At 64.4% G+C, this 19,389-nt stretch carries 20 protein-coding genes; 10 read left to right on the top strand and 10 right to left on the bottom strand.

From position 1 onward, the window contains the following. The first annotated feature begins 69 nt into the window (after positions 1-69). A complete protein-coding gene (locus ACFPN5_RS15575) occupies positions 70-870 on the top strand; it encodes a glycoside hydrolase family 19 protein (protein ID WP_379784673.1) in 801 nt (266 codons plus the stop codon). After that, entirely contained in the window at positions 839-1,348 is a 510-nt protein-coding gene (locus ACFPN5_RS15570; RefSeq protein WP_379784672.1) for a hypothetical protein, read from the top strand. The genes ACFPN5_RS15575 and ACFPN5_RS15570 overlap by 32 nt, the downstream gene beginning before the upstream one ends. Before the next feature lie 45 nt (positions 1,349-1,393). Here ACFPN5_RS15570 and corA read toward each other — a convergent pair whose 3' ends face one another. From corA to mpl, 8 genes are all read right to left on the bottom strand, one after another. Beyond that, positions 1,394-2,365, bottom strand: a complete 972-nt coding sequence (gene corA / locus ACFPN5_RS15565) for a magnesium/cobalt transporter CorA (RefSeq protein WP_379784671.1) — start codon at positions 2,363-2,365, stop codon at positions 1,394-1,396. Positions 2,366-2,487: 122 nt separating this feature from the next. Then, entirely contained in the window at positions 2,488-3,219 is a 732-nt protein-coding gene (gene mtgA / locus ACFPN5_RS15560; protein WP_379784670.1) for a monofunctional biosynthetic peptidoglycan transglycosylase, read from the bottom strand. Between the two features lie 2 nt (positions 3,220-3,221). Next, positions 3,222-4,037 carry a shikimate dehydrogenase gene (gene aroE / locus ACFPN5_RS15555; RefSeq protein WP_379784669.1) on the bottom strand — a complete coding sequence of 272 codons (816 nt, stop codon included), beginning with the start codon at positions 4,035-4,037 and terminating at the stop codon, positions 3,222-3,224. Continuing rightward, positions 4,034-4,885, bottom strand: a complete 852-nt coding sequence (locus tag ACFPN5_RS15550) for an energy transducer TonB family protein (protein ID WP_379784668.1) — start codon at positions 4,883-4,885, stop codon at positions 4,034-4,036. Before ACFPN5_RS15550 ends, aroE begins: the two co-directional genes overlap by 4 nt. 185 nt (positions 4,886-5,070) lie before the next feature. Beyond that, positions 5,071-7,134: a ribonuclease catalytic domain-containing protein gene (locus ACFPN5_RS15545; protein ID WP_379784667.1), complete on the bottom strand. Its 2,064-nt coding sequence runs from the start codon at positions 7,132-7,134 to the stop codon at positions 5,071-5,073. A 1-nt stretch (position 7,135) separates the two neighbouring features. Next, positions 7,136-7,717, bottom strand: a complete 582-nt coding sequence (locus ACFPN5_RS15540) for a chorismate--pyruvate lyase family protein (protein ID WP_379784666.1) — start codon at positions 7,715-7,717, stop codon at positions 7,136-7,138. Next, positions 7,714-8,316, bottom strand: a complete 603-nt coding sequence (locus tag ACFPN5_RS15535; protein WP_379784665.1) for a YqiA/YcfP family alpha/beta fold hydrolase — start codon at positions 8,314-8,316, stop codon at positions 7,714-7,716. The genes ACFPN5_RS15540 and ACFPN5_RS15535 overlap by 4 nt, the downstream gene beginning before the upstream one ends. After that, positions 8,313-9,698 carry a UDP-N-acetylmuramate:L-alanyl-gamma-D-glutamyl-meso-diaminopimelate ligase gene (gene mpl, locus ACFPN5_RS15530; protein ID WP_379784664.1) on the bottom strand — a complete coding sequence of 462 codons (1,386 nt, stop codon included), beginning with the start codon at positions 9,696-9,698 and terminating at the stop codon, positions 8,313-8,315. The genes ACFPN5_RS15535 and mpl overlap by 4 nt, the downstream gene beginning before the upstream one ends. Before the next feature lie 76 nt (positions 9,699-9,774). Here mpl and ACFPN5_RS15525 point away from each other — a divergent pair, with 76 nt between their 5' ends. The 8 genes from ACFPN5_RS15525 (at position 9,775) to ACFPN5_RS15490 (ending at position 16,984) form a co-directional block, all read left to right on the top strand. Further along, a complete protein-coding gene (locus ACFPN5_RS15525; RefSeq protein WP_379784663.1) occupies positions 9,775-10,407 on the top strand; it encodes a hypothetical protein in 633 nt (210 codons plus the stop codon). Beyond that, complete coding sequence (locus tag ACFPN5_RS15520) at positions 10,404-10,955, top strand: TlpA family protein disulfide reductase (protein WP_379784662.1); 552 nt, start codon at positions 10,404-10,406, stop codon at positions 10,953-10,955. Before ACFPN5_RS15525 ends, ACFPN5_RS15520 begins: the two co-directional genes overlap by 4 nt. Before the next feature lie 138 nt (positions 10,956-11,093). Beyond that, positions 11,094-11,525, top strand: a complete 432-nt coding sequence (gene aroQ, locus ACFPN5_RS15515) for a type II 3-dehydroquinate dehydratase (protein ID WP_379784661.1) — start codon at positions 11,094-11,096, stop codon at positions 11,523-11,525. Between the two features lie 95 nt (positions 11,526-11,620). Continuing rightward, entirely contained in the window at positions 11,621-12,088 is a 468-nt protein-coding gene (gene accB, locus ACFPN5_RS15510) for an acetyl-CoA carboxylase biotin carboxyl carrier protein (RefSeq protein ID WP_379784660.1), read from the top strand. 104 nt (positions 12,089-12,192) lie between these two features. Further along, positions 12,193-13,581: an acetyl-CoA carboxylase biotin carboxylase subunit gene (accC, locus tag ACFPN5_RS15505; RefSeq protein ID WP_379784659.1), complete on the top strand. Its 1,389-nt coding sequence runs from the start codon at positions 12,193-12,195 to the stop codon at positions 13,579-13,581. Next, positions 13,578-14,534: a 50S ribosomal protein L11 methyltransferase gene (gene prmA / locus ACFPN5_RS15500; protein WP_379784657.1), complete on the top strand. Its 957-nt coding sequence runs from the start codon at positions 13,578-13,580 to the stop codon at positions 14,532-14,534. The genes accC and prmA overlap by 4 nt, the downstream gene beginning before the upstream one ends. Before the next feature lie 13 nt (positions 14,535-14,547). Next, the gene (locus ACFPN5_RS15495; RefSeq protein WP_379784656.1) at positions 14,548-16,038 is read left to right on the top strand and encodes a zinc-ribbon and DUF3426 domain-containing protein; all 1,491 of its coding nucleotides are present in this window, start codon (positions 14,548-14,550) and stop codon (positions 16,036-16,038) included. Between the two features lie 4 nt (positions 16,039-16,042). Then, positions 16,043-16,984 carry a carbohydrate kinase family protein gene (locus ACFPN5_RS15490; RefSeq protein WP_379784655.1) on the top strand — a complete coding sequence of 314 codons (942 nt, stop codon included), beginning with the start codon at positions 16,043-16,045 and terminating at the stop codon, positions 16,982-16,984. Positions 16,985-17,068: 84 nt separating this feature from the next. Here the strand turns inward: ACFPN5_RS15490 and ACFPN5_RS15485 are convergent, their stop codons facing one another. Both ACFPN5_RS15485 and ACFPN5_RS15480 read right to left on the bottom strand, forming a co-directional pair. Then, positions 17,069-17,602 (bottom strand): YggT family protein, encoded by a 534-nt coding sequence (locus ACFPN5_RS15485; protein WP_379784654.1) that lies wholly within the window; start codon positions 17,600-17,602, stop codon positions 17,069-17,071. Between the two features lie 79 nt (positions 17,603-17,681). Continuing rightward, positions 17,682-19,346, bottom strand: coding sequence for a hypothetical protein (locus ACFPN5_RS15480; protein ID WP_379784653.1), 1,665 nt, complete (start codon positions 19,344-19,346; stop codon positions 17,682-17,684). Between the last annotated feature and the right edge of the window lie 43 nt (positions 19,347-19,389).

Genomic DNA, 19,389 nt, shown 5'->3' with positions numbered 1-19,389 from the left:
GCGCGCGCGGCGCGCGACACCGGCGTGCGTCTTGCTCCATCATGAGTTCAACTCCGGTTGGACTCGACCATGGCACGACTACGACGCTCCCCTCCCGGCGCGCCCCGTTCGCGGGTGCCGCGCTCGCAGCAGCCCCTGCCCAGGGCCGACGGCCCGCTCATCACGCTTGCCCTCCTGCACGCGGCCGACAGCGGCAATCCCGACAGCCATTACGCCGGCATGGTCGACGCCCTGAACGATTACGCACGCCGCTACGAAGTCGACACCCCGCTGCGCCTCGCCCACTTCCTCGCGCAGATCGGGCACGAGAGCAGCTTTCGCGCGACCGAAGAAAACGGCAGCTATTCCGTCGCGCGCATGCACGAAATCTTCGGCTGCCGCGGCGGCCCCTCGCAGTACGACCGCGCGACGGACGATTGCAGGCTCGGGCCCGACGGGCACCCGGCGCGGCTGCGCCCCAAGCTCTGGCTGGAGCCGGCTACCTATGCCGGCAACCCGCAGCGCCTTCTCGCGTATGTGTATGCCAACCGCCTGGGCAATGGCGACGAAGCCTCGGGCGACGGCTACCGCTACCGCGGGCGCGGCCTGGTGCAGCTCACCGGCAGGGCGAATTACGCCGCCTTTACCGACGCGCACAACGAGCGCAACGGGAACGACCCGCGCGATTTCGTCGCGGAGCCCGACCTGCTGCTGAGCGAACTCAAATACGCTATCGAATCGGCTTTCTATTACTGGGATGCGCGTACAGTGAATGCGCTTGCCGATCTTGACGACCTCGAGGGCGTGACCCGTGCCGTCAACGGCGGCCTGAACGGACTGAACGACCGCGGAGCGCGCCTTGCGAGAATCAAGAAAGCATTGGGTATCTAGGCTGGCCATCGTTGCCCTGTGCGGCGTGGCTCCCTCGTTGGCGCTGGCTGCGATAGGCCTGCCGCCGCTGACGCAGTCGCTGTGCGCGTCGAACGAGCCCGTCGTATTCGCCTGCCATGTGGGAAGCAAAGTGGTATCGCTGTGCCGTGCTGCGGACGACCGGGGCATGCTGAGCTATCGTTTCGGCAAGCCGGAGGCGCTCGAACTGACCTATCCCGAGCCGGGCCGCCAGGCGCGCGCCGCGTTCACGGTGAAGTCGGCGCCGCTGATCGGCGGCGGCGAAACGACGGTCGCCTTCCAGCGCGGGGCCTATACCTATACGGTCTACAGCAGGGTCGGACGCGGGGAAGATGGCGCGACGCCCGAATTCGAGGATGGGGTCATCGTGTCGCGGCGCGGGAAGGTGCTGAGCCGGATGCGCTGCGAGGATGGCGGCGAAGGTTTCCGCGAACCCCTGAATGGGGTCGCCGTGAAATAAAATTTCAACCTGCGCAGCAGCGTGAAATATTATTTCACGACAATATCATGCCAACTTCAGCCAGCCACGCTTCCTGAAATACCACAGCGGGAAAATCGCACTGGCCACCATCAGCCCGAGCGCGAACGGGTAACCGTAGGCCCAGTTCAGTTCCGGGAACTTCTGGAAGTTCATGCCGTAGATGCTGGCGATCAGGGTCGGCGGCAGGACGGCGGCCGACGCCACCGAGAAGATCTTGATGATCTTGTTCTGGTTGATGTTGATGAAGCCGACCGTGGCATCCATCAGGAAGTTCACCTTGTCGAACAGGAAGGACGTGTGGCCGTCGAGCGATTCGATGTCGCGCAGGATCTGGCGCGCCTCGTCGAACTGTTCCGAGTTCAGCAGCCGCCCGCGCATCAGGAAGCTGACCGCGCGCCGCGTGTCCATCATGTTGCGGCGAATGCGGCCGTTCAAGTCTTCCTCGTGGGCGATGGCATTCAGTGCGGCGGCCGCGTCCTGGTCGGTGAATTCCTTTTGCAGCACGCGCGCGCTGACTTCTTCCAGGCTCTCGTAGATGCCCTCGAGCGCATCGGCCGAATATTCGGCGTCGGTGGCGTATAGGTCGAGCAGCACGTCCATGTAGTCGGCGATCGAACCGGGACGCGAACGGGCGCGCATGCGCACCAGGCGAAACACCGGCAAGTCGTCGTTGTGGACCGAGAACAGCATTTTGCCCGACAGGATGAAGGCCACCGTGACCACGCGCGACGGGCCATCGTCTTCCTCGAGCAGGAAGTCGGTACGCAAGTGCAGGTCGCCGTTTTCGGCTTCGTAGTAACGGGCCGAGGCTTCGATGTCCGAGACTTCGTCCTCGCCCGGCAGGGTGACGCCATAAATCGTCTTGACCCAGGCGCGTTCGTCCTCATCCGGGTCGGTGAGGTCGACCCAGACAGGCGTGGCGTTCTCCAGGTCGGCGCGCGATGCGATCGGTACCTGGTTCAGTCGGCCATTTTGTAGGACAAATACGTTGATCATGCGCTTTCTCGGCCGGAATCAAAACTGTCGCAAGTGTACCCGTTAGGCCCGAGCCCGACCACCCCGAAACGACGGTTTTGCCTCGACGCTGCGCTATTTTTCAGCGAAATCCATCACGGAACTTATGGTAATTCTGCGGCGCGCATGCGACGCTGGATAAGATTGGTCCGCTTGACCAGGTAGTTGGTGCTGCGATGGCGGTCGTAGTAGCGCGGATTGGGCAGCATCACCGCCAGGCGCGCGGCCTGCGAAGGCGCCAGGCTGGCCGCCGGGGTGCGGAAATAGTAGCGCGCCGCCGCTTCGGCGCCGAACACGCCTCGCCCGAACTCGACCACGTTCAAGTAGACCTCGAGGATGCGCCGCTTGCTCATCACCGATTCGAGCATGAAGGCGATGATCAGCTCCTGCCCCTTGCGCAGGTAGCTGCGCTCGCCGGACAGGAACAGGTTTTTCGCCAGCTGCTGGGTAATGGTGGAGCCGCCGCCGACGACTTTCGCCTTGCGATTGTTGCGCTCCCAGGCCCGTTCGAGCGCATCGACGTCGATGCCCGGGTGCTCGGCGAAATTGGCGTCCTCGGAGGCCACCACGGCGCGCTTCAGGTTGTTCGAAATGCGCTCATAGGGCACCCACTGGTGCTTGAGCTCGGCCTTCGGGCTCTTTTCGCGCAGTTCCGAGAGCTGCTGGCGCATGAAACTGGTCGAACTCGGGTTGAAGTACACGAACCAGCAGACCTGGACGAAGAAATACAGCTGGAGCAGGATAAAAGCGAGGATTGGTCCCAGGAAGATCCACTTGATCCAGCGGCGTCCACCCGCGCGTTTTGCATTGCCTCGCGCATTATCTCTTTTTGCCATTGTTATTTTTTTGTACGCAGTTTGTTGAAGACTTCAACCGTAGCAGGCCGCACGCCGCGCCAGATCGTAAATGCTTCGGCTGCCTGTTCGACCAGCATGCCAAGCCCGTCGCGGGTGTCGGCACCGTGTTCGGCCGCAAAGCGCATGAACGGCGACGGCTCGTTGCCGTACATGATATCCACCGCCAGCGTGCCTGTCGCAAACGCCGAGGCCGGCACCGGCGGCATCTCGGCCGCGAGGCTGCTCGAGGTGGCATTCACGACGATGTCGTAGGGGCCGGTGATGTCCGCGAAGCCGCAGGCCGCGACCTCGATACCCTGTCCGGCAAAATTCGCCACCAGCGCTTCGGCCGTGGCCACGGTGCGGTTCGCCACCAGGATCGATGCGGGGCGCTCCATCAGGAAGGGCAGCATGATGCCGCGCGCCGCCCCGCCCGCCCCCAGCAGCAGGATGCGCTTGCCCGCCAGCGCCACGCCGGCATTGCGCACGATGTCGGCCACCAGGCCGGGGCCGTCGGTGTTGTCGCCGACGATCTCGCCATCGACGAAGCTGAGCGTGTTGACGGCGCCGGCGGCCTGCGCCCGTTCGGTCAGGCGCGTGGCCACCTTCACCGCCTCGATCTTGAACGGCACGGTGACGTTGGCGCCCTTGTAACCCTGGGCCACCAGGTCGCGCACCGTCGCTGCAAAACCGTCGAGCGGCGCCAGGCAGCGCACATAGCTCAGGTGCTGGCCGGTCTGGGCGGCGAACACGGGATGGATTTCGGGGGACTTGCTATGGGCGATCGGGTTGCCGATAACGCAATATTGGTCAATCATGCCTGCTCCTGCAGTTGCGCCTTCAGCTTTTCTTCGCGCGTAAAGGTAAAGCGGGTGATCACGATCCAGAGGTCGTCCTTGCCGGCGCTGCGCATGTTCTGCGGGAAGGCGCCGAAGGGCGCAGCGCGGCGCACGATGTCGAGCGCGGCCTTGTCGAGCGCCGGGTTGCCGGACGAACGCTCGATGCGCGGCCCGCCCTCTTTCTGGTACAGGCTGCCGTCCTGGAAGACGGGAATCGACACCACCAGTTCGCCGTAGAGCTTTTTACCGTTCTGCTGCGGGAAGTTCAGCGTGCCGACTTCCTCCACCTGTTTTTGCATCGCCTTGTAGTACAGGGCGTAGCCGACCTGGCGCGTGCTGGGCGAAATGTGGGTGCGCTTCGGGCGCTTGTTCTGGTCTTCGATCGTCTGCGTGATCTCGGCCGTCATGCGCGCAATCTGGCGCGTGGTGTCGACTTCATCCATGCCGGTGCGGGCCGGATCCGGCTTGTCCTTGTCGGTGACCGGAGCTGCCGTGAAGGTGGACTTCTGCACGCGTGTCAGCACGTTCTGCTGGAGCTGTTCGAGTTCGACGATGCGCTTTTGCAGGGCCTTGATGCTGTCGCCGTTTTCGTTCTTGCGCAGGTCGGGCAGCGGGCTTTTTGAACGTCCGGTGTCGGCAGTGCCGCCACCTTCCAGGTTGGCCTGGGCCAGTGCCTCGGCTTTTACCGGCGCCTTGCTGTGTTTTGCGTTGACGAGGATGACTTCCAGGCCGGGGTCGGCTGGCTCGAGCTTGAACGCGTCGGGCGCCGCGAAGCGGATGGCGAGCAGGACCGCGTGCGCCGCCACCGAAGCGGTCAGGGCGATCATCAAGGGGCGGTTTTCTCGGGAATACTTCACGCGGGTGGCTTGGAAGAGTTGAATCTGGGAATCCAGTCATTCTACCGTGCGAAACGGCCGAGTGGGCCATCCTTGGAGCTTGGTGGCGCTACGGCAACGGGTGTTCAACATGAACGGCGATCATCCGACCGCCGTTCATGTCATTACGTCCTTATTTACGTCATTGACGGGTTCGCCGGCGCCGCGTCGTCCGAACTCACGGCGGCCACCGCACCTTCGGCTTCCACGACTTCTTCCACCGCCGCTTCGCCGGTATCGCCACCCTCGCCCGCAGCACCCTCTTCCTCTTCCTCGAAGGCCAGTTCCTCGGACGGCGCCGCCGCCACTTCCAGCAGGCGGGCCTCGAGCGACAGGTCGACTTCGTCCCAGCGCACGATGTCCAGGCGCACCTGCGCGCCGCGCGCCACGGGCGGCATGCCGGACAGGCGGATCACCAGCGGCACGTCGGTCAGGCGCAGCACGTCGTCCTTCAGCACCACGGCATCGGCCTGCTTCGCATTTTCCTGCCCCAGCCAGCGCAGGCACCAGTAGCGTTCCATCGTCTGCTGGTGCTCGTTGTAGGCGGCATAGGCCGCATCAAAAGCCGAGACGATCGAGAACAGCGTCGCGTCGCGCGGCTTGAACGGGGCCACCAGCGGCGCGGTCACGCCGTGTTCGGCGCAGGCGATGATCTGCCACTGGTTGACCAGGTCGGTGTAGCGGCGCAGCGGCGAGGTGCTCCAGGCGTATTGGTCCACGCCGAGGCCCTGGTGCGGGGCCGCGTGCGTGACCATGCGCACCTGCATCTTGGCCGCCCAGCCGGCGCCGCTGCCGGCGCCCTGCGAACGGTAGATGCCGGGCACGCCCGAGTCGTGCAGGAGCTTGCCCCAGGTGCTGTTCGCGAAAATCATCAGCTCGGCGACGATCTTGTCGAGCGGCGCGCCGCGCTTGCGGCGCACGATCGAGACCACGTCGTCCTCGACATAGAAATTGAAGTCGACGCGGTTGCCCTGCTCGGGTTTCAGGCCAAAGGCCTCGCGCTTTTGCATGCGCCCCGCTTCCAGTTTCAACGCCCATTTCCACAGCAGAGCGAGTTCCGCCTTGTGCGGATACTCGCCGGCGCCGCTTTCCAGCGTTTCCTCGTTCACCAGCTCATCGAGGTCGTTGTGGCGCAGGTTGCTCTTGATCGGCACCAGCTCGGCGCGGGTCGTGGTCGACACCGTCGACCAGTCTTCGGGATTCAGGACCGCGTAGAGCGACAGCGCCGGGCAGGTATTGCCTTCGGCCAGGGTGAAGGCGTTCACCACCTCGTCCGGAAGCATCGTGATTTTATCGCCCGGCATGTACACGGTCGACATGCGGCTGCGCGCGATCTTGTCGATGGCGTCGTCCGGCTTGATCGCCAGGCCCGGCGCGGCGATGTGGATACCCACGCGCACGGTGCCGTCTTCCAGGTGCTCGACCGAGAAGGCGTCGTCGATTTCCGTGGTGGTGACGTCGTCGATCGAGAAGGCGGCGACGCTGGCCGTCGGCAGCGCCGTCGGCGCGCTCGGCACGTCCACCGGCGCGAAACCGGCGCCGCGCGGGAAGTGCTCGAACAGGAAGCGGCCCATGTGCAGATCCTTGGGCGAGGCGATGCCTTTCGTGGACAGCATCAGCCGCGCCTCGGTCGTCTTCAGTTCTTCGGCCGCGGCCGCCAGGGCCTTGTATTCGATGGTGTTCTTGTCCGGCTTGAACAGCAACTGGGCGACCATCGGCTGCATCGTTTCCGGCAGCGTGCCCCCTTTGAGCTGCTCGACATAGCCGGCCTGCACCAGCGCCTGCTGCTTCTTCTTTTCGATGCCGGCCTGGGCGGCGCGCAGCGACTGCTCGGGAGCAGCCTTGTAGCGTCCGCGCCCCTTCTTGTAGAAGTAGATCGGGGCAGTGTGCAGCGCCAGCACCAGGCCCGCGGCCTCGATGGGCGTCGGTGCGTGCCCAAAATATTCGGCGCCCAGCTCGGCAAAACCGAATTCCTCCTGGCCGGCCACTTCCCACAGGAAGTCGAGGTCGACCTCGGCGGCGATGGCCTTGGCGTCGTCGAGCAGCACCTCGGGCGCCGGCTTCTCGAATTGCAGGAGTACGTCCTTCATCTTGACCTTGGTGCGCTTGCCGCTGGAGAGCTCCACCTGATAGGCTTCACCAGCCGTGGACAGCACCGTGCCGACCTTGAAGTCGCCCGATTCTTCAAAAAATAGATTCATCTTATTTCGCGTTCTTGATTGTTGCGCCTGGGAGATCGAGCACCGCGGGCAAGAATACCTCGGTGACCATCAGCAAGCCTTGATGGCGGCGGTAGACACAGCGCCGCGCATGGAAAACATGTCCGTCCACACTCTCGCCCAGGGCGCCCCTCAGGCGCGCCAGCAGCGGATGACCATCGCGCAGCCGGGCAAACTCGAGTGGCCCGCGCCTGACAAGCGGATCGTAAAACAGGGTCGTGCCGAGCGAACGTTCACCCAGCGCGGAAAACAGCGGCCAGTCGCTGGCGGTGGCCGACATCGGCACGACGGTATGGCCGAAGACCACCGGCCTGCCGTCGCAACACAGCAATACTTCGCGTTCCCAGACATGCTCGCGGCGCGGCAAGCCGATCGCCGCCGCTTCCTCCAGCGAACAGACCGCCACCTTCTGATGCAGGCGTTTCACCCGGAAGGCATCGCTGCCGGCAATCAGGCGCGCGGTCAGCGAACCCCTGGTCGCCAGCCAGTCGCGCGTCAAGGCATCGGCACCGACGGCATCGGCATGACGGTGCCATTTCGCCAGTCGCAGCGACTGCCCCCTCACCCTGCCATGCCTGTCTGCGTGGCCCTGGTCCAGTCCGGCTGGCAAAACGCCAGCACCTCGTCCACATATTGTGGGAATTCGGAAATCGCGTGGTCGCTTCCCTCGATCACATGCTGGCGCGCGCCGGGGTAGTGGGCGACCATGTCGCGGTAGTTCAATACTTCGTCGCCGGTGGCCGCGATCAGGAAATAGCGCTCGGGCCGCGTGATGCGTTCGACCCGCAATGCGGCCAGCTCGTCGACGTATTCGCGGCGAAATTCAAACGGTTCGTTCGAGTGCCAGCCGGTGGTGAGGCCGACGTGCTTGTCCAGGCTGGCGCAGGGATCGACCGCGGGATTGAGCAGCACAGCGGGCACGCCGAGGCGCTCGGCCAGCCAGGTCGCATAAAAGCCACCCAGCGAGGAGCCGACAATGGCGAGATTGCCGGGCGCATGGCGTTCGGCCAGCAGCAGGGCCAGTTCCATCGCCGCTTTGGGCGAGGCCGGCAGTTGCGGGCAGATCAGGTCGTTCGCGCGCCCGGCGGCCGTCATGCGCTCCTGCACCACGCGCGCTTTAAACGAGCGCGGCGAGGAACGAAAGCCGTGAAGGTACAAAATCATTTGGCCAGCGCCTCGAGCAGCTTCTGGTGCACGCCGCCGAAGCCGCCATTGCTCATCACGAGGATGTGGTCGCCCGGCTGGGCGGCCTGGATGATCGCCTGCACCATGTAGTCGATCTGGTCGAAACTGTGCGCGATCGTGCCGAGCGGTTTCAGGGCGTCGGCCAGCGACCAGCCCAGCGCCTGCTGGCTGCCGAAGCCGAACACGAGGTCCGCATCTTTCAGGCTGCCCGGCAGCGCGTCTTTCATGGCGCCGAGTTTCATTGTGTTCGAGCGCGGTTCCAGCACGGCGAGGATGCGGCCAGAAGGTTCTTGCTTTACTGCGCCGATGCGCTGGCGCAGCCCGCCCACGGTGGTCGCGATCGCCGTCGGGTGATGCGCGAAATCGTCGTAGACGGTGATGTTGTTGACCACGCCGCGCACTTCCATGCGGCGCTTGACGCTCTGGAAGCGCGACAGCGAATCGACGGCCTGGGCCACCGGCACGCCGACGTGGCGCGCCGCGGCGATCGCGGCCAGCGCGTTGGTGCGGTTGTGCTTGCCGGTCAGGTCCCAGTGCACGGTGCCCTGCGATTCGCCATTGAAGACGACGTCGAAGCTGGCGCCGCCCGGATGCTCGACCAGCGCCCAGTTCACGCCCTCGGACACGCCGAAGGTTTCCTTGTCGCTCCAGCAGCCGCGCTTGAGGACGCGGCCGAGCGAGGCTTCGTCGCCATTCACGACCAGGCGCCCCACGCCCGGCACGGTACGCACCAGGTGGTGGAACTGGGTTTCGATGGCGCCGATGTCCGGGAAGATGTCGGCGTGGTCGAATTCCAGGTTGTTCAGCACGGCCGTCTTGGCATGGTAGTGCACGAACTTGGAACGCTTGTCGAAAAAGGCCGTGTCGTACTCGTCCGCTTCGATGACGAAGAAATCGGAGTCGGTCGCGCCCGACAGGCGCGCCGAGATGCCGAAATTCATCGGCACGCCGCCGATCAGGAAGCCAGGCGCGTAACCCGCGTCTTCCAGGATCCAGGCCAGCATCGACGAGGTCGTGGTCTTGCCATGTGTGCCAGCCACGGCCAGCACCCACTTTTCGCGCAGGATATGCTCACCAATCCACTGCGGGCCCGACACATACGGCAGGCCGCGGTTCAGGATTTCCTCGATCAGCGGGTTACCGCGGGTCATCACGTTACCGACGACGTACAGGTCAGGATTGAGCGAGACCTGCTCCGGCCCGTAGCCTTGGATCAGCTCGATACCCTGGGCTTCGAGCTGGGTGCTCATCGGGGGATAGACGTTGGCGTCGCAACCGGTTACCCGGTGGCCGGCTTCTTTCGCCAGGACCGCCAGGCCGCCCATGAAGGTGCCGCAAATGCCGAGGATGTGAATGTGCATGATCGTGAGGAAGTTTGCGAATACGCGATTCTACCCGACGCGATGCCGTTTTTAGTTCAAGAGTATGATCGAGGTCATGATGCCAACACAGAACTATGACCTTCAGCAGTTGCGCGCCCAGATCGCCGCAACTGCCGCGCGCATGATCGCGCAGGACGGCGCCGACTATGCCACGGCGCGCAAGAAAGCGGCCCGCCAGGTGCTCGGCGTGGACCAGCCGCAGCCGAACCTGATGCCCGACAATGGCGAGATCGAGGACGAGGTGCGGCGCTACCAGGCCTTGTTCGGCGGCACCGGGCACGCGGAGCGCTTGCGCGGCCTGCGTGCAAAAGCCCTGGAAGTCATGGACGCACTGGCCGAGTTCAATCCCTACCTCACCGGCGCCGTGCTGAACGGCACTGCCGGCGAGCACGACGACATCCACCTGCAACTGTTTGCCGACAGCGCCAAGGAAGTCGAGATTTTCCTCCTGAACCGCAACGTCAATATAGAGATCTCGGAAACCCCGCATTTCAAGGGTGCGCGCCATGATCCGGTTGAAACGGTGAGCTTCCTGTGGCATAAGGAGGCCGTGCACGCCGAGTTGTATGATTTTCATGACTTGCGCGGCGCACTCAAACCGCGGGGCGACGGCCGCCTGCAGCGCGTCGACGCTGCCGGCCTGCGCGCCCTGATGTCTGTCGATCAATCCCTGGAACAGGACGAATGAATAAGAAGAAATTGGCCGCATTCGCGGCCGTGGCAGTGCTCTTCGGCGCGCTGGGCGCCGTGTTTGGCCTCAAAAAGGATGCGCCGCCGCTCACCACCGCCATTGCGCCGACCGGTGGCCCGGCCCATACCGCCACCACTAATCTATATGCGCAAACCCTGAACGACCTGTCGGGCAAGCCGCAGGCGCTCGCCCAATGGAAGGGCAAGGCGCTGCTGGTGAATTTCTGGGCGACCTGGTGCGGCCCGTGCGTACAGGAAATGCCGGAACTCTCCGCGCTGGCGGACGAGGAAGCCGGCAAGCGCTTCAATGTGATCGGGGTCGGCATCGATTCCCCGAGCGCGATGAGTGAATTTGCGACCAAGCACAATATCAAGTACCCGCTGTACGTGGGCGGCATGGGCGGCACCGAACTGTCGCGCGGCTTCGGCAACCCGAGCGGCGGCCTGCCCTTCACGGTGCTGATTGGTGCCGACGGGCAAGTAAAGAAGACCTACCTCGGCAAGCTGAAGTTCGACGAGCTGAAGGCCGACCTGGCGGCACTGTAGGGATCGCGAACGCTTGTCTTTTGGAACGGCGTGCCAGTTGCTACCCAGTTGGCAGTATCCACAGAGAATTTTATCGCTTGCCAATAGCTGACGTTAGCGGCAAAATGCGTCACTTTCGAGGAAAGACTCTACAAAATAATGGCGAAAAAGCTACTGCTGCTCAACGGTCCCAATCTGAACCTGCTGGGAACCCGAGAGCCTGCGGTGTATGGCGCGGCAACGCTGGCCGACATCGAAAGTGCAGCCCAGGCCCAGGCCACGGCTGCAGGCGCGACGCTTTCCTGCTTCCAGAGTAACCACGAAGGTGCGCTGATCGACCGCATCCATGCCGCCCGCGAGGAAGGCATCGACGCCATCGTCATCAATCCTGGCGGGCTGACCCACACGAGCGTTGCATTGCGCGATGCGTTGGCTGCGGTGGCGATCCCGTTCATTGAAGTGCATATCTCAAATATTTACCAGCGCGAGGCCTTCCGCCACCATTCCTACCTGTCGGCCATTGCCCGTGGCACTATCTGCGGGCTGGGCGTGGACGGATACCGGTTTGCCATCGACTTTGCGCTCAAATAGCTTTAATCTACGTCAACTTCAGGCATCATGCGCAGCGGAGCCCTCTCCTGGCTCCGCTGTTTTAATCTCCACACAATAATTCCAAGGGGTTTCACATGGATCTACGTAAACTCAAGACTTTGATTGACCTCGTCGCCGAATCGGACATCGCCGAACTCGAAGTGACCGAAGGCGAAAGCAAGGTCCGCATCGTCAAGTCGTCCGCTACGCCCCAAGGCCAGATGGTCATGATGCCGTCGAACGGCATGCAGCAGTTCTCGGCACAGGCTCCGGCAGCCCCGGCCGTGCCCGTCGCCGCACCGGCGCCGGCAGCCCCGGCCGAGCCGACCGGCCATGTCATCAAGTCGCCAATGGTCGGCACCTTCTACCGTTCGTCCGCTCCGGGCGCTGCTGCGTTCGTTGAAGTCGGCAGCACCATCAAGGAAGGCGAGACCATCTGCATCATCGAGGCGATGAAGCTCCTGAACGAAATTGACGCCGAAGTGTCCGGCGTTGTGACCAAGATCCTGGTGGAAAATGGCCAGCCGGTCGAATTCGGCCAGCCGCTGTTCGTGATCGGCTAACGTCGGCTTTAGTTGCGCCCTCCGGCCGTGACATCGTTCCGGCCGCATGATCCCGAACCCAGGCCGGCGCACGACGCCGGCACTCTCACAGAACAAGCCTAAACATGTTTGAAAAAATTCTCATCGCCAATCGTGGTGAAATCGCGTTGCGTATCCAGCGTGCATGCCGCGAAATGGGCATCAAGACGGTGGTCGTGCACTCGGAAGCCGACAAGGACGCCAAGTATGTGAAGCTGGCCGACGAGTCCGTGTGCATCGGCCCGGCGCAGTCGTCGCTGAGCTACCTGAACATGCCGGCCATCATCAGCGCCGCCGAAGTGACCGACGCCGAAGCCATCCACCCAGGCTACGGCTTCCTGTCGGAAAACGCCGACTTCGCCGAGCGCGTGGAAAAATCGGGCTTCGTCTTCATCGGCCCGCGTTCCGACTCGATCCGCTTGATGGGCGACAAGGTCTCGGCCAAGCAGGCCATGATCCGCGCCGGCGTGCCTTGCGTGCCGGGCTCGGATGGCGCGCTGCCGGACGACCCGAAGGAAATCATCCAGACCGCCCGCAAGGTCGGCTATCCGGTCATCATCAAGGCGGCCGGCGGCGGCGGCGGACGCGGCATGCGCGTCGTCCATACTGAAGCGGCCCTGCTCAACGCGGTACAGATGACCAAGACCGAAGCCGGTTCCGCCTTCGGCAATCCGGAAGTCTATATGGAGAAGTACCTGGAAAATCCACGCCACGTGGAAATCCAGATCCTCGCCGACGAACACAAGAACGCCGTCTGGCTGGGCGAGCGCGACTGCTCGATGCAGCGCCGCCACCAGAAGGTGATCGAGGAAGCACCGGCGCCGGGCATCCCGCGCAAGCTGATCGAAAAGATCGGCGACCGCTGCGCCGAAGCCTGCCGCAAGATCGGCTACCGTGGCGCCGGCACGTTTGAATTCCTGTACGAGAATGGCGAGTTCTATTTCATCGAGATGAACACCCGCGTCCAGGTCGAACACCCGGTCACGGAAATGATCACCGGCATCGACATCGTGCAGGAACAGATCCGCATCGCCTGCGGCGAGAAGCTGCGCTTCCGCCAGCGCGACATCATGCTGGCCGGCCACGCCATCGAATGCCGCATCAACGCGGAAGACCCGTTCAAGTTCACGCCGTCGCCGGGCCGCATTACCGGCTGGCACCCGCCGGGCGGGCCTGGCATCCGTGTCGATTCGCACTCGTATGCAGGATATTATGTTCCACCTCATTACGACTCGATGATCGGCAAGGTAATTTCCTACGGTGCAACCCGCGAGCAGGCAATTCGCCGCATGCAGATTGCGCTCTCCGAAATGGTGGTGGAAGGTATCCTGACCAACATCCAGCTGCACCGCGAGCTGATGGTCGATGCCCGTTTCATCGAAGGCGGCACCAACATCCACTACCTCGAGCAAAAGCTGGCCAACCGCCCGGACACGAAGGTCGTGGTGGCCCCTGATAACAAGGCAGACGCATGAGCTGGACTGAAGTCGTCATCGAAATCGCACGCGACCACGCGGAGGCCCTGTCGGACGCCTTGATGGAAGCGGGCGCGCTGTCGGTCTCGGTGGAGGACGCCGACGAGGGTACGGACCAGGAAAAGCCGCTGTTCGGCGAGCCGGGCATGGAACCGACCGAAGCGGCCTGGGACCACAGCCGCGTGGTGGCGCTGACCGACGTCGACGCTGACCAGGCTGCCATCATCGCGGAAGCGGCTGCCGCCATCGGACTGACGCAAGCGCCGGCATTCACCACGCGCGCCGTGGCCGATGCCGACTGGGTGCGCCTGACCCAGTCGCAGTTCGAGCCGATCCACATCGGCACCAACATCTGGGTCGTGCCGAGCTGGCACGAAGCACCTGACCCTGACGGGTTGATTCTCGAGCTCGATCCGGGCCTGGCCTTCGGCACCGGCAGCCATCCGACCACCCGCCTGTGCATGGAGTGGCTGGAAGCACATCCTGCGCCGGGCAAGTCGGTGCTGGACTATGGCTGCGGTTCCGGGATCCTGGCGATGGTCGCCAAGAAGCTCGATGCTGCGGACGTCACCGGTGTCGATATCGACCCGCAGGCAATCGAGTCGGCGCGCGCCAACGCCGAGCGCAATGGCTGCGACATCAGCTTCTATGTGCCGAACGACCTGGCCGCCGCGACGAACGAACGCCACAGGAGCGGCAAGTTCGACATCGTCGTCGCCAACATCCTGTCGAGCCCATTGAAGCTGATGGCGCCGATGTTGTCCGGCCGCGTGGCGCCGGGCGGTTCGCTGGTGCTGTCGGGCGTGCTGGCGCGCCAGGCCGAGGAAGTTGCCGCCGCTTACGCACCTTTCATCAAGCTGGGCGTCTGGGCCGAGCAAGACGGCTGGGTCGCCCTCCACGGGACGCTCGGCCAGGACACGGTACCGGCCGCGCGCTCCGCAACCAGCAGCTAACAGGAGCCCAGGCATGGCGCTGGCTACACAATGCCCCCATTGCGGCACGATGTTCCGGGTCGCCTCGGACCAACTCAAGCTGCGCGGGGGCATCGTGCGCTGCGGCGCCTGCCAGGAAATCTTCGACGGCAGCGCCACGCTGGTCGATCTCGACAAGCTGCCGGTGAAGGCGCCGGCTGCTGCTAGCGCTGATGCTGCCGCCTCTTCCGTCCCTGCCGCATCCACTCCCCCTGTTGCACCTGACACCGATACCGCAACGGCCGACGACGCCCTGCCCTTCGTCATCGTCGAACCCGAGGACAGCACCGCCCCCGACAGCCCGGCCGCGCCAGCGCTGCCCGAGTCGCCGGATTTCGACGGCCAGCCGGTCTATACGCTCGACTTCGACCACACCTTCGACCCGCTCGGCATCCTGCCGAAGGTGGCGTCGCCCGACGCCGGCGGCGAGGCCGAACCCGCCGCGCCGGCGGACGAGGACATCGATCCGCTCTCGCTGCTGCAGCCCTGGTCGCGGCCGCCGGCTGACGCCGAGCCAACCGTGCAGGAAGTGCCGTCCGCGCTTGACGATGAGGGTGAGGCTGAGGCTGAGGCTGAGACGGCTGTCGTGGCCGCCGAGCCTGCCCCAGCGGCGCCTGCGCATGCACCTGCGCCTGCCGCCGTGGCACCAGCACCCGCCGGCCGCTACGAGCCCACCTTCGACCTGCCCGTGGACGAAGAGCTGGTGGCAGCGCCCCTGCCCGGCCACGAGCCCGATCCTCAGCCAGTTATCAGCGCCGCGCCGCAGGCGAAGCAGCGCGCCCACGACGCGCCACCGCTGCTGACGCGCGAGTCCGCTGCCAGCATCGCTACCGCCCCCGCAGCGGCCTTGCCGCCGATGGCAGGCACGCCGGCCGCCAAACGTGCCGAAAAGGCTGCCGCGCGCCGCTCCAAGCTCACCCCGACCAAAATCGGGTCGCAGCCGAAACTGCGCGTGGCGGAGATCGACGAGCCTGAATTCGTCAAGCGCAGCCGCCACCAGGAGCAGCTTGGCCGCACGCGCAGGATCGCCATGCTGGCGGGCTCGATCGTGCTGCTGCTCGTGTTGATCGCGCAAGGCGCCATCACCTTCCGCAACGCCCTCGCCGCCCGCTTCCCCTCGACGAAAGCCGCGCTGGCCTCCAGCTGCGCGCTGCTGGGCTGCCGCGTCGAGCTGCCCGCGCAGGTCGACAAGCTCGTCATCGAAACGGGCGAACTGACCACCTTGGGGGGCAACGCCTATTCGTTCACGACCGAGCTGCGCAACGGCGCCGGCACCGCGCAGGCCTGGCCGAGCCTGGAGCTGACCCTGATCGACGCCAACGACAAGCCACTGGTGCGCCGCGTGTTCCCCCCAACTGACTACCTCGCGCCGGAAACGCCGCTGGCGAACGGCATGGCGCCCGGCGCCGAGCAACCGGTCAAGCTGCGCTTTCGCGTGGACGACCTGAAACCATCCGGCTACCACATCGCCGTCTTCTACCCCTGAATCTATGACCCACACCACCCTGATCTGCGGATCGCTGGCTTTCGACAAAATCATGCAGTACCACGGCCGCTTCGCCGAAACGCTGCTGGCGGACCAGCTGCACCGCGTCAACGTCTCGTTCCTGGTGCCGACCCTGCGCACCGAATACGGCGGCTGCTCGGCCAACATCGCCTACAACCTAAAGCTGCTGGGCGGCGACCCGCTGATCATGGCGACCATCGGCCAGGACGGCGGCGACTACCTCGAGCGCCTGCGCAACTTCGGCATCAAGACGCGCGCCATCAAGACTATTCAAGACGCCTACACGGCCCAGTGCTTCGTCACGGCCGACCAGGACAACAACCAGATCAACGCCTTCCACCCTGGCGCGATGCAGTTCTCGCACGAGAACAACGTGGCCGACTGCGGCGCGCTGCGCGTCGCCATCATCGCCCCGGACGGCCGCGACGGCATGCTCAAGCACGCACGCGACTGCGCCGCGCAGGGCGTGCCCTTCATGTTCGACCCGGGCCAGCAGCTGCCGATGTTCAGCGGCGAAGAACTGCTCAGCTTCATCGAGCAGGCTACCTACCTGGCCGCAAACGACTACGAATTCGAGATGGTGATGGAACGCACCAAGCTGACGCTCGAGCAGATCGCAGCGCGCCTGGACGCGCTGATCGTCACGCGCGGCGAGAAAGGTTCGGAGATCTACGCCGGCGGCGAACGCTACGACATCCCGGCCGTGCCGGCGGCCAGCGTGGTCGACCCGACCGGCTGCGGCGACGCCTACCGCGCCGGCCTCCTGTACGGCATCGCCCAGGGCTACGACTGGAACACGACGGGCCGCCTGGCCAGCCTGCTCGGCTCGATCAAGATCGCCCACCAGGGCGGCCAGAACCACACGTTCACCCCTGTTGAAATCGCCAACCGCTTCGAAGCCGCCTTCGGCTACCGTTTCAATTAAGCTGGGCACACGCAGCGCAAAAAAAATGGGCAGCCCAGGCTGCCCATTTTCACATCCGGCCGGAAGACCTCAATACGGTCCCGCTCAGTATGGTCCCGGTATCACAATCCTCAGCAGGTACAAGGCAATCTGCAGCAGCAATACCGCCACCAGCACTGACAGATCCAGCCCGCCGATCGGCGGCACCACCCGGCGGATCGGCCGCAGTAGTGGAGCATTCAGCTCGTGCACGAACGGCGCCAGCGGCGCGTGCGGATTGACCCAGCTGAAGATGGCCTCGATGATCAAGAGCGCGACGAAGCCGTAGATGATCCACTTGATGAAGCGGGCCAGCGCGAACAGGAACACCTGTTCCCCACTGACGCCGGCAAGCAGGTAGATCGAGGTCGCGAGCAGCACCACGAGGAAGGCCGCGATCAGGCTCGCCCAGTCGTAGCCGCCGGCGCCCGGCACGATGCGGCGCAACGGCTTGACCAGCCAATCGCTCAGCGTGAAGGTGAACTGCGCCACGGACGAGGGAGGACGAACGCGGATGGCCTGCATCCAGAAACGCAGGAGCAGCACCGCACCCAATATGGTGGCAACGGTATCGACGATCAACTGAAGAATGGGCAGCACGACTACTCCTTGAAATAAAAAACCGCTGTGTGAACAGTTCACACAGCGGTATTTTGCCCTAAGCGGGCGTGTCCTGCTGTTATGGACGGCTGCTGGTCGGGAACGGCCAGGCGGCCGCCGGCGACAGCGTGGTCTTCGCAGCCGGAGCCGCTGCGGCTGGCTTGGCCTCGGCGCCTGCCTGGGCGGCCGGCTGCGCTGCCGGTTGGCCTGCCGGCTTGCCGTCGGCGCTGGACGCGCCCTTGGCGGCCGGCTTCTTCGCTGCCGGCTTTTTCGCTGCCGTCTTGGCCGCTGCCGCTTCAGGCTTGGCTTCGGCTTTCACCGCTTCAGGCTTGGCTTCGGCCTTCATCGCTTCTGGCTTGGCTTCGGCTTTCGTCGTTTCAGGTTTGGCTTCGGCCTTCGTTGCTTCAGGCTTGGCTTCGGCCTTCGTTGCGGCTGGCTTGGCAACCGGCTTGGCTGCGGCTGATTTGGTCGCTGCCGCTTTCGGCGCTTCCGTTACGGCTGGCTTGGCTGCCGGCTTGGTGGCTGCCGCCTTGGCTGGGGCCTGGGCTGCAGTTTTCGTAGCTGCGGTCTTGGCTGCAGTCTTGGTCGCTGCCTGCTTCGCTGGTGCCTTGGCTGCAGTCTTGGCTGCTGCCTGCTTCGCTGGTGCCTTCGTGGCGGTCTTGGCTGCTGCCTGCTTCGCTGGTGCCTTCGTGGCGGTCTTGGCTGCTGCCTTGGCTGGTGCCTTGGCCGCGGTCTTTGCTGGAGCTTTGGCTGTAGTCTTGGCCGGAGCTTTGGCTGCGGTCTTTGCTGGAGCTTTGGCTGCGGTCTTTGCTGGAGCTTTGGCTGCGGTCTTTGCTGGAGCTTTGGCTGCGGTCTTTGCTGGAGCGTTGGCTGCGGTCTTGGCTGGAGCTTTGGCTGCGGTCTTGACCGGAGCTTTGGCTGCGGTCTTCGCTGGAGCTTTGGCTGCGGTCTTCGCTGGAGCTTTGGCTGCGGTCTTCGCTGGAGCTTTGGCTGCGGTCTTCGCTGGAGCTTTGGCTGCAGTCTTCGCTGGTGCTTTGGCTGCGGTCTTCGCTGGTGCCTTGGCGGCGGTTTTCGCTGGAGTTTTGGCGGCAGTCTTGGCTGGGGCCTTGGCTGCAGTCTTGGCTGGCGCCTTGGCTGCAGTCTTTGCTGGTGCCTTGGCTGCAGTCTTTGCAGGTGCCTTGGCCGCAGTCTTGGCTGGTGCTTGCGCGGCGGCCTTGGCTGGTGCCTTGGCGGCCGTCTTCGCAGACGTCCCCTTGGCGGCGGTCTTGGCTGGTGCTTTGGCAGCAGTCTTGGCTGGTGCTTTGGCAGCAGTCTTCGCTGGGGCCTTTGCTGCGGTCTTGGTTGCGGCTGCCTTGACTGGCGCTTTCGCCGCCGGCTTGGTCGCTGCGGCTTTTGCTACTGACTTGGCTGCGGTTTTTGCTGCCGGCTTTGCGGCGGCAGTCTTCTTCGCTGCCGGCTTGGCGGCGACTTGCTTGGCTGCCGGCTTGGCCGCAGCTTTTGCTGCCGGCTTCGCTGCAGCTTTTGCCGCCGGCTTCGCAGCCGGTTTCGCCGCGGCCTTGGCGGCTGGCTTTGCTGCAGCCTTGGCCGCTGGCTTGGCTGCCGGCTTGGCGGCCGTTTTTGCAGACGTCCCCTTGGTGGCGACAGCCGACTTGGCAGCTGGTTTTTCTGCGGCGGCCTTGGCGGCCGGTTTGGCGGCAGTCTTGGCTGCCGGTTTTGCTGCTGGTTTCTTTGCGGCTGTTGCCATTTCGTTCTCCTTCTCTGCGATGAGAAAATACGCTACAAGGTTG

The organism is Massilia niabensis, from assembly GCF_042655085.1.
Taxonomy (GTDB): Bacteria; Pseudomonadota; Gammaproteobacteria; order Burkholderiales; family Burkholderiaceae_D; genus Telluria; species Telluria niabensis.
Note: the sequence above shows the minus strand (reverse complement) of the source record. Positions and strands in the feature narration are given on the sequence as shown.

Coding starts and splice junctions, on each gene's coding strand:
- ACFPN5_RS15575 (WP_379784673.1), top strand. CDS start 70: ATGGCACGACTACGACGCTCCCCTCCCGGCGCGCCCCGTTCGCGGGTG.
- corA (WP_379784671.1), bottom strand. CDS start 2,365: ATGATCAACGTATTTGTCCTACAAAATGGCCGACTGAACCAGGTACCG.
- mtgA (WP_379784670.1), bottom strand. CDS start 3,219: ATGGCAAAAAGAGATAATGCGCGAGGCAATGCAAAACGCGCGGGTGGA.
- aroE (WP_379784669.1), bottom strand. CDS start 4,037: ATGATTGACCAATATTGCGTTATCGGCAACCCGATCGCCCATAGCAAG.
- ACFPN5_RS15550 (WP_379784668.1), bottom strand. CDS start 4,885: ATGATCGCCCTGACCGCTTCGGTGGCGGCGCACGCGGTCCTGCTCGCC.
- ACFPN5_RS15545 (WP_379784667.1), bottom strand. CDS start 7,134: ATGAATCTATTTTTTGAAGAATCGGGCGACTTCAAGGTCGGCACGGTG.
- ACFPN5_RS15535 (WP_379784665.1), bottom strand. CDS start 8,316: ATGATTTTGTACCTTCACGGCTTTCGTTCCTCGCCGCGCTCGTTTAAA.
- mpl (WP_379784664.1), bottom strand. CDS start 9,698: ATGCACATTCACATCCTCGGCATTTGCGGCACCTTCATGGGCGGCCTG.
- ACFPN5_RS15525 (WP_379784663.1), top strand. CDS start 9,775: ATGATGCCAACACAGAACTATGACCTTCAGCAGTTGCGCGCCCAGATC.
- ACFPN5_RS15520 (WP_379784662.1), top strand. CDS start 10,404: ATGAATAAGAAGAAATTGGCCGCATTCGCGGCCGTGGCAGTGCTCTTC.
- aroQ (WP_379784661.1), top strand. CDS start 11,094: ATGGCGAAAAAGCTACTGCTGCTCAACGGTCCCAATCTGAACCTGCTG.
- accB (WP_379784660.1), top strand. CDS start 11,621: ATGGATCTACGTAAACTCAAGACTTTGATTGACCTCGTCGCCGAATCG.
- accC (WP_379784659.1), top strand. CDS start 12,193: ATGTTTGAAAAAATTCTCATCGCCAATCGTGGTGAAATCGCGTTGCGT.
- prmA (WP_379784657.1), top strand. CDS start 13,578: ATGAGCTGGACTGAAGTCGTCATCGAAATCGCACGCGACCACGCGGAG.
- ACFPN5_RS15495 (WP_379784656.1), top strand. CDS start 14,548: ATGGCGCTGGCTACACAATGCCCCCATTGCGGCACGATGTTCCGGGTC.
- ACFPN5_RS15490 (WP_379784655.1), top strand. CDS start 16,043: ATGACCCACACCACCCTGATCTGCGGATCGCTGGCTTTCGACAAAATC.
- ACFPN5_RS15480 (WP_379784653.1), bottom strand. CDS start 19,346: ATGGCAACAGCCGCAAAGAAACCAGCAGCAAAACCGGCAGCCAAGACT.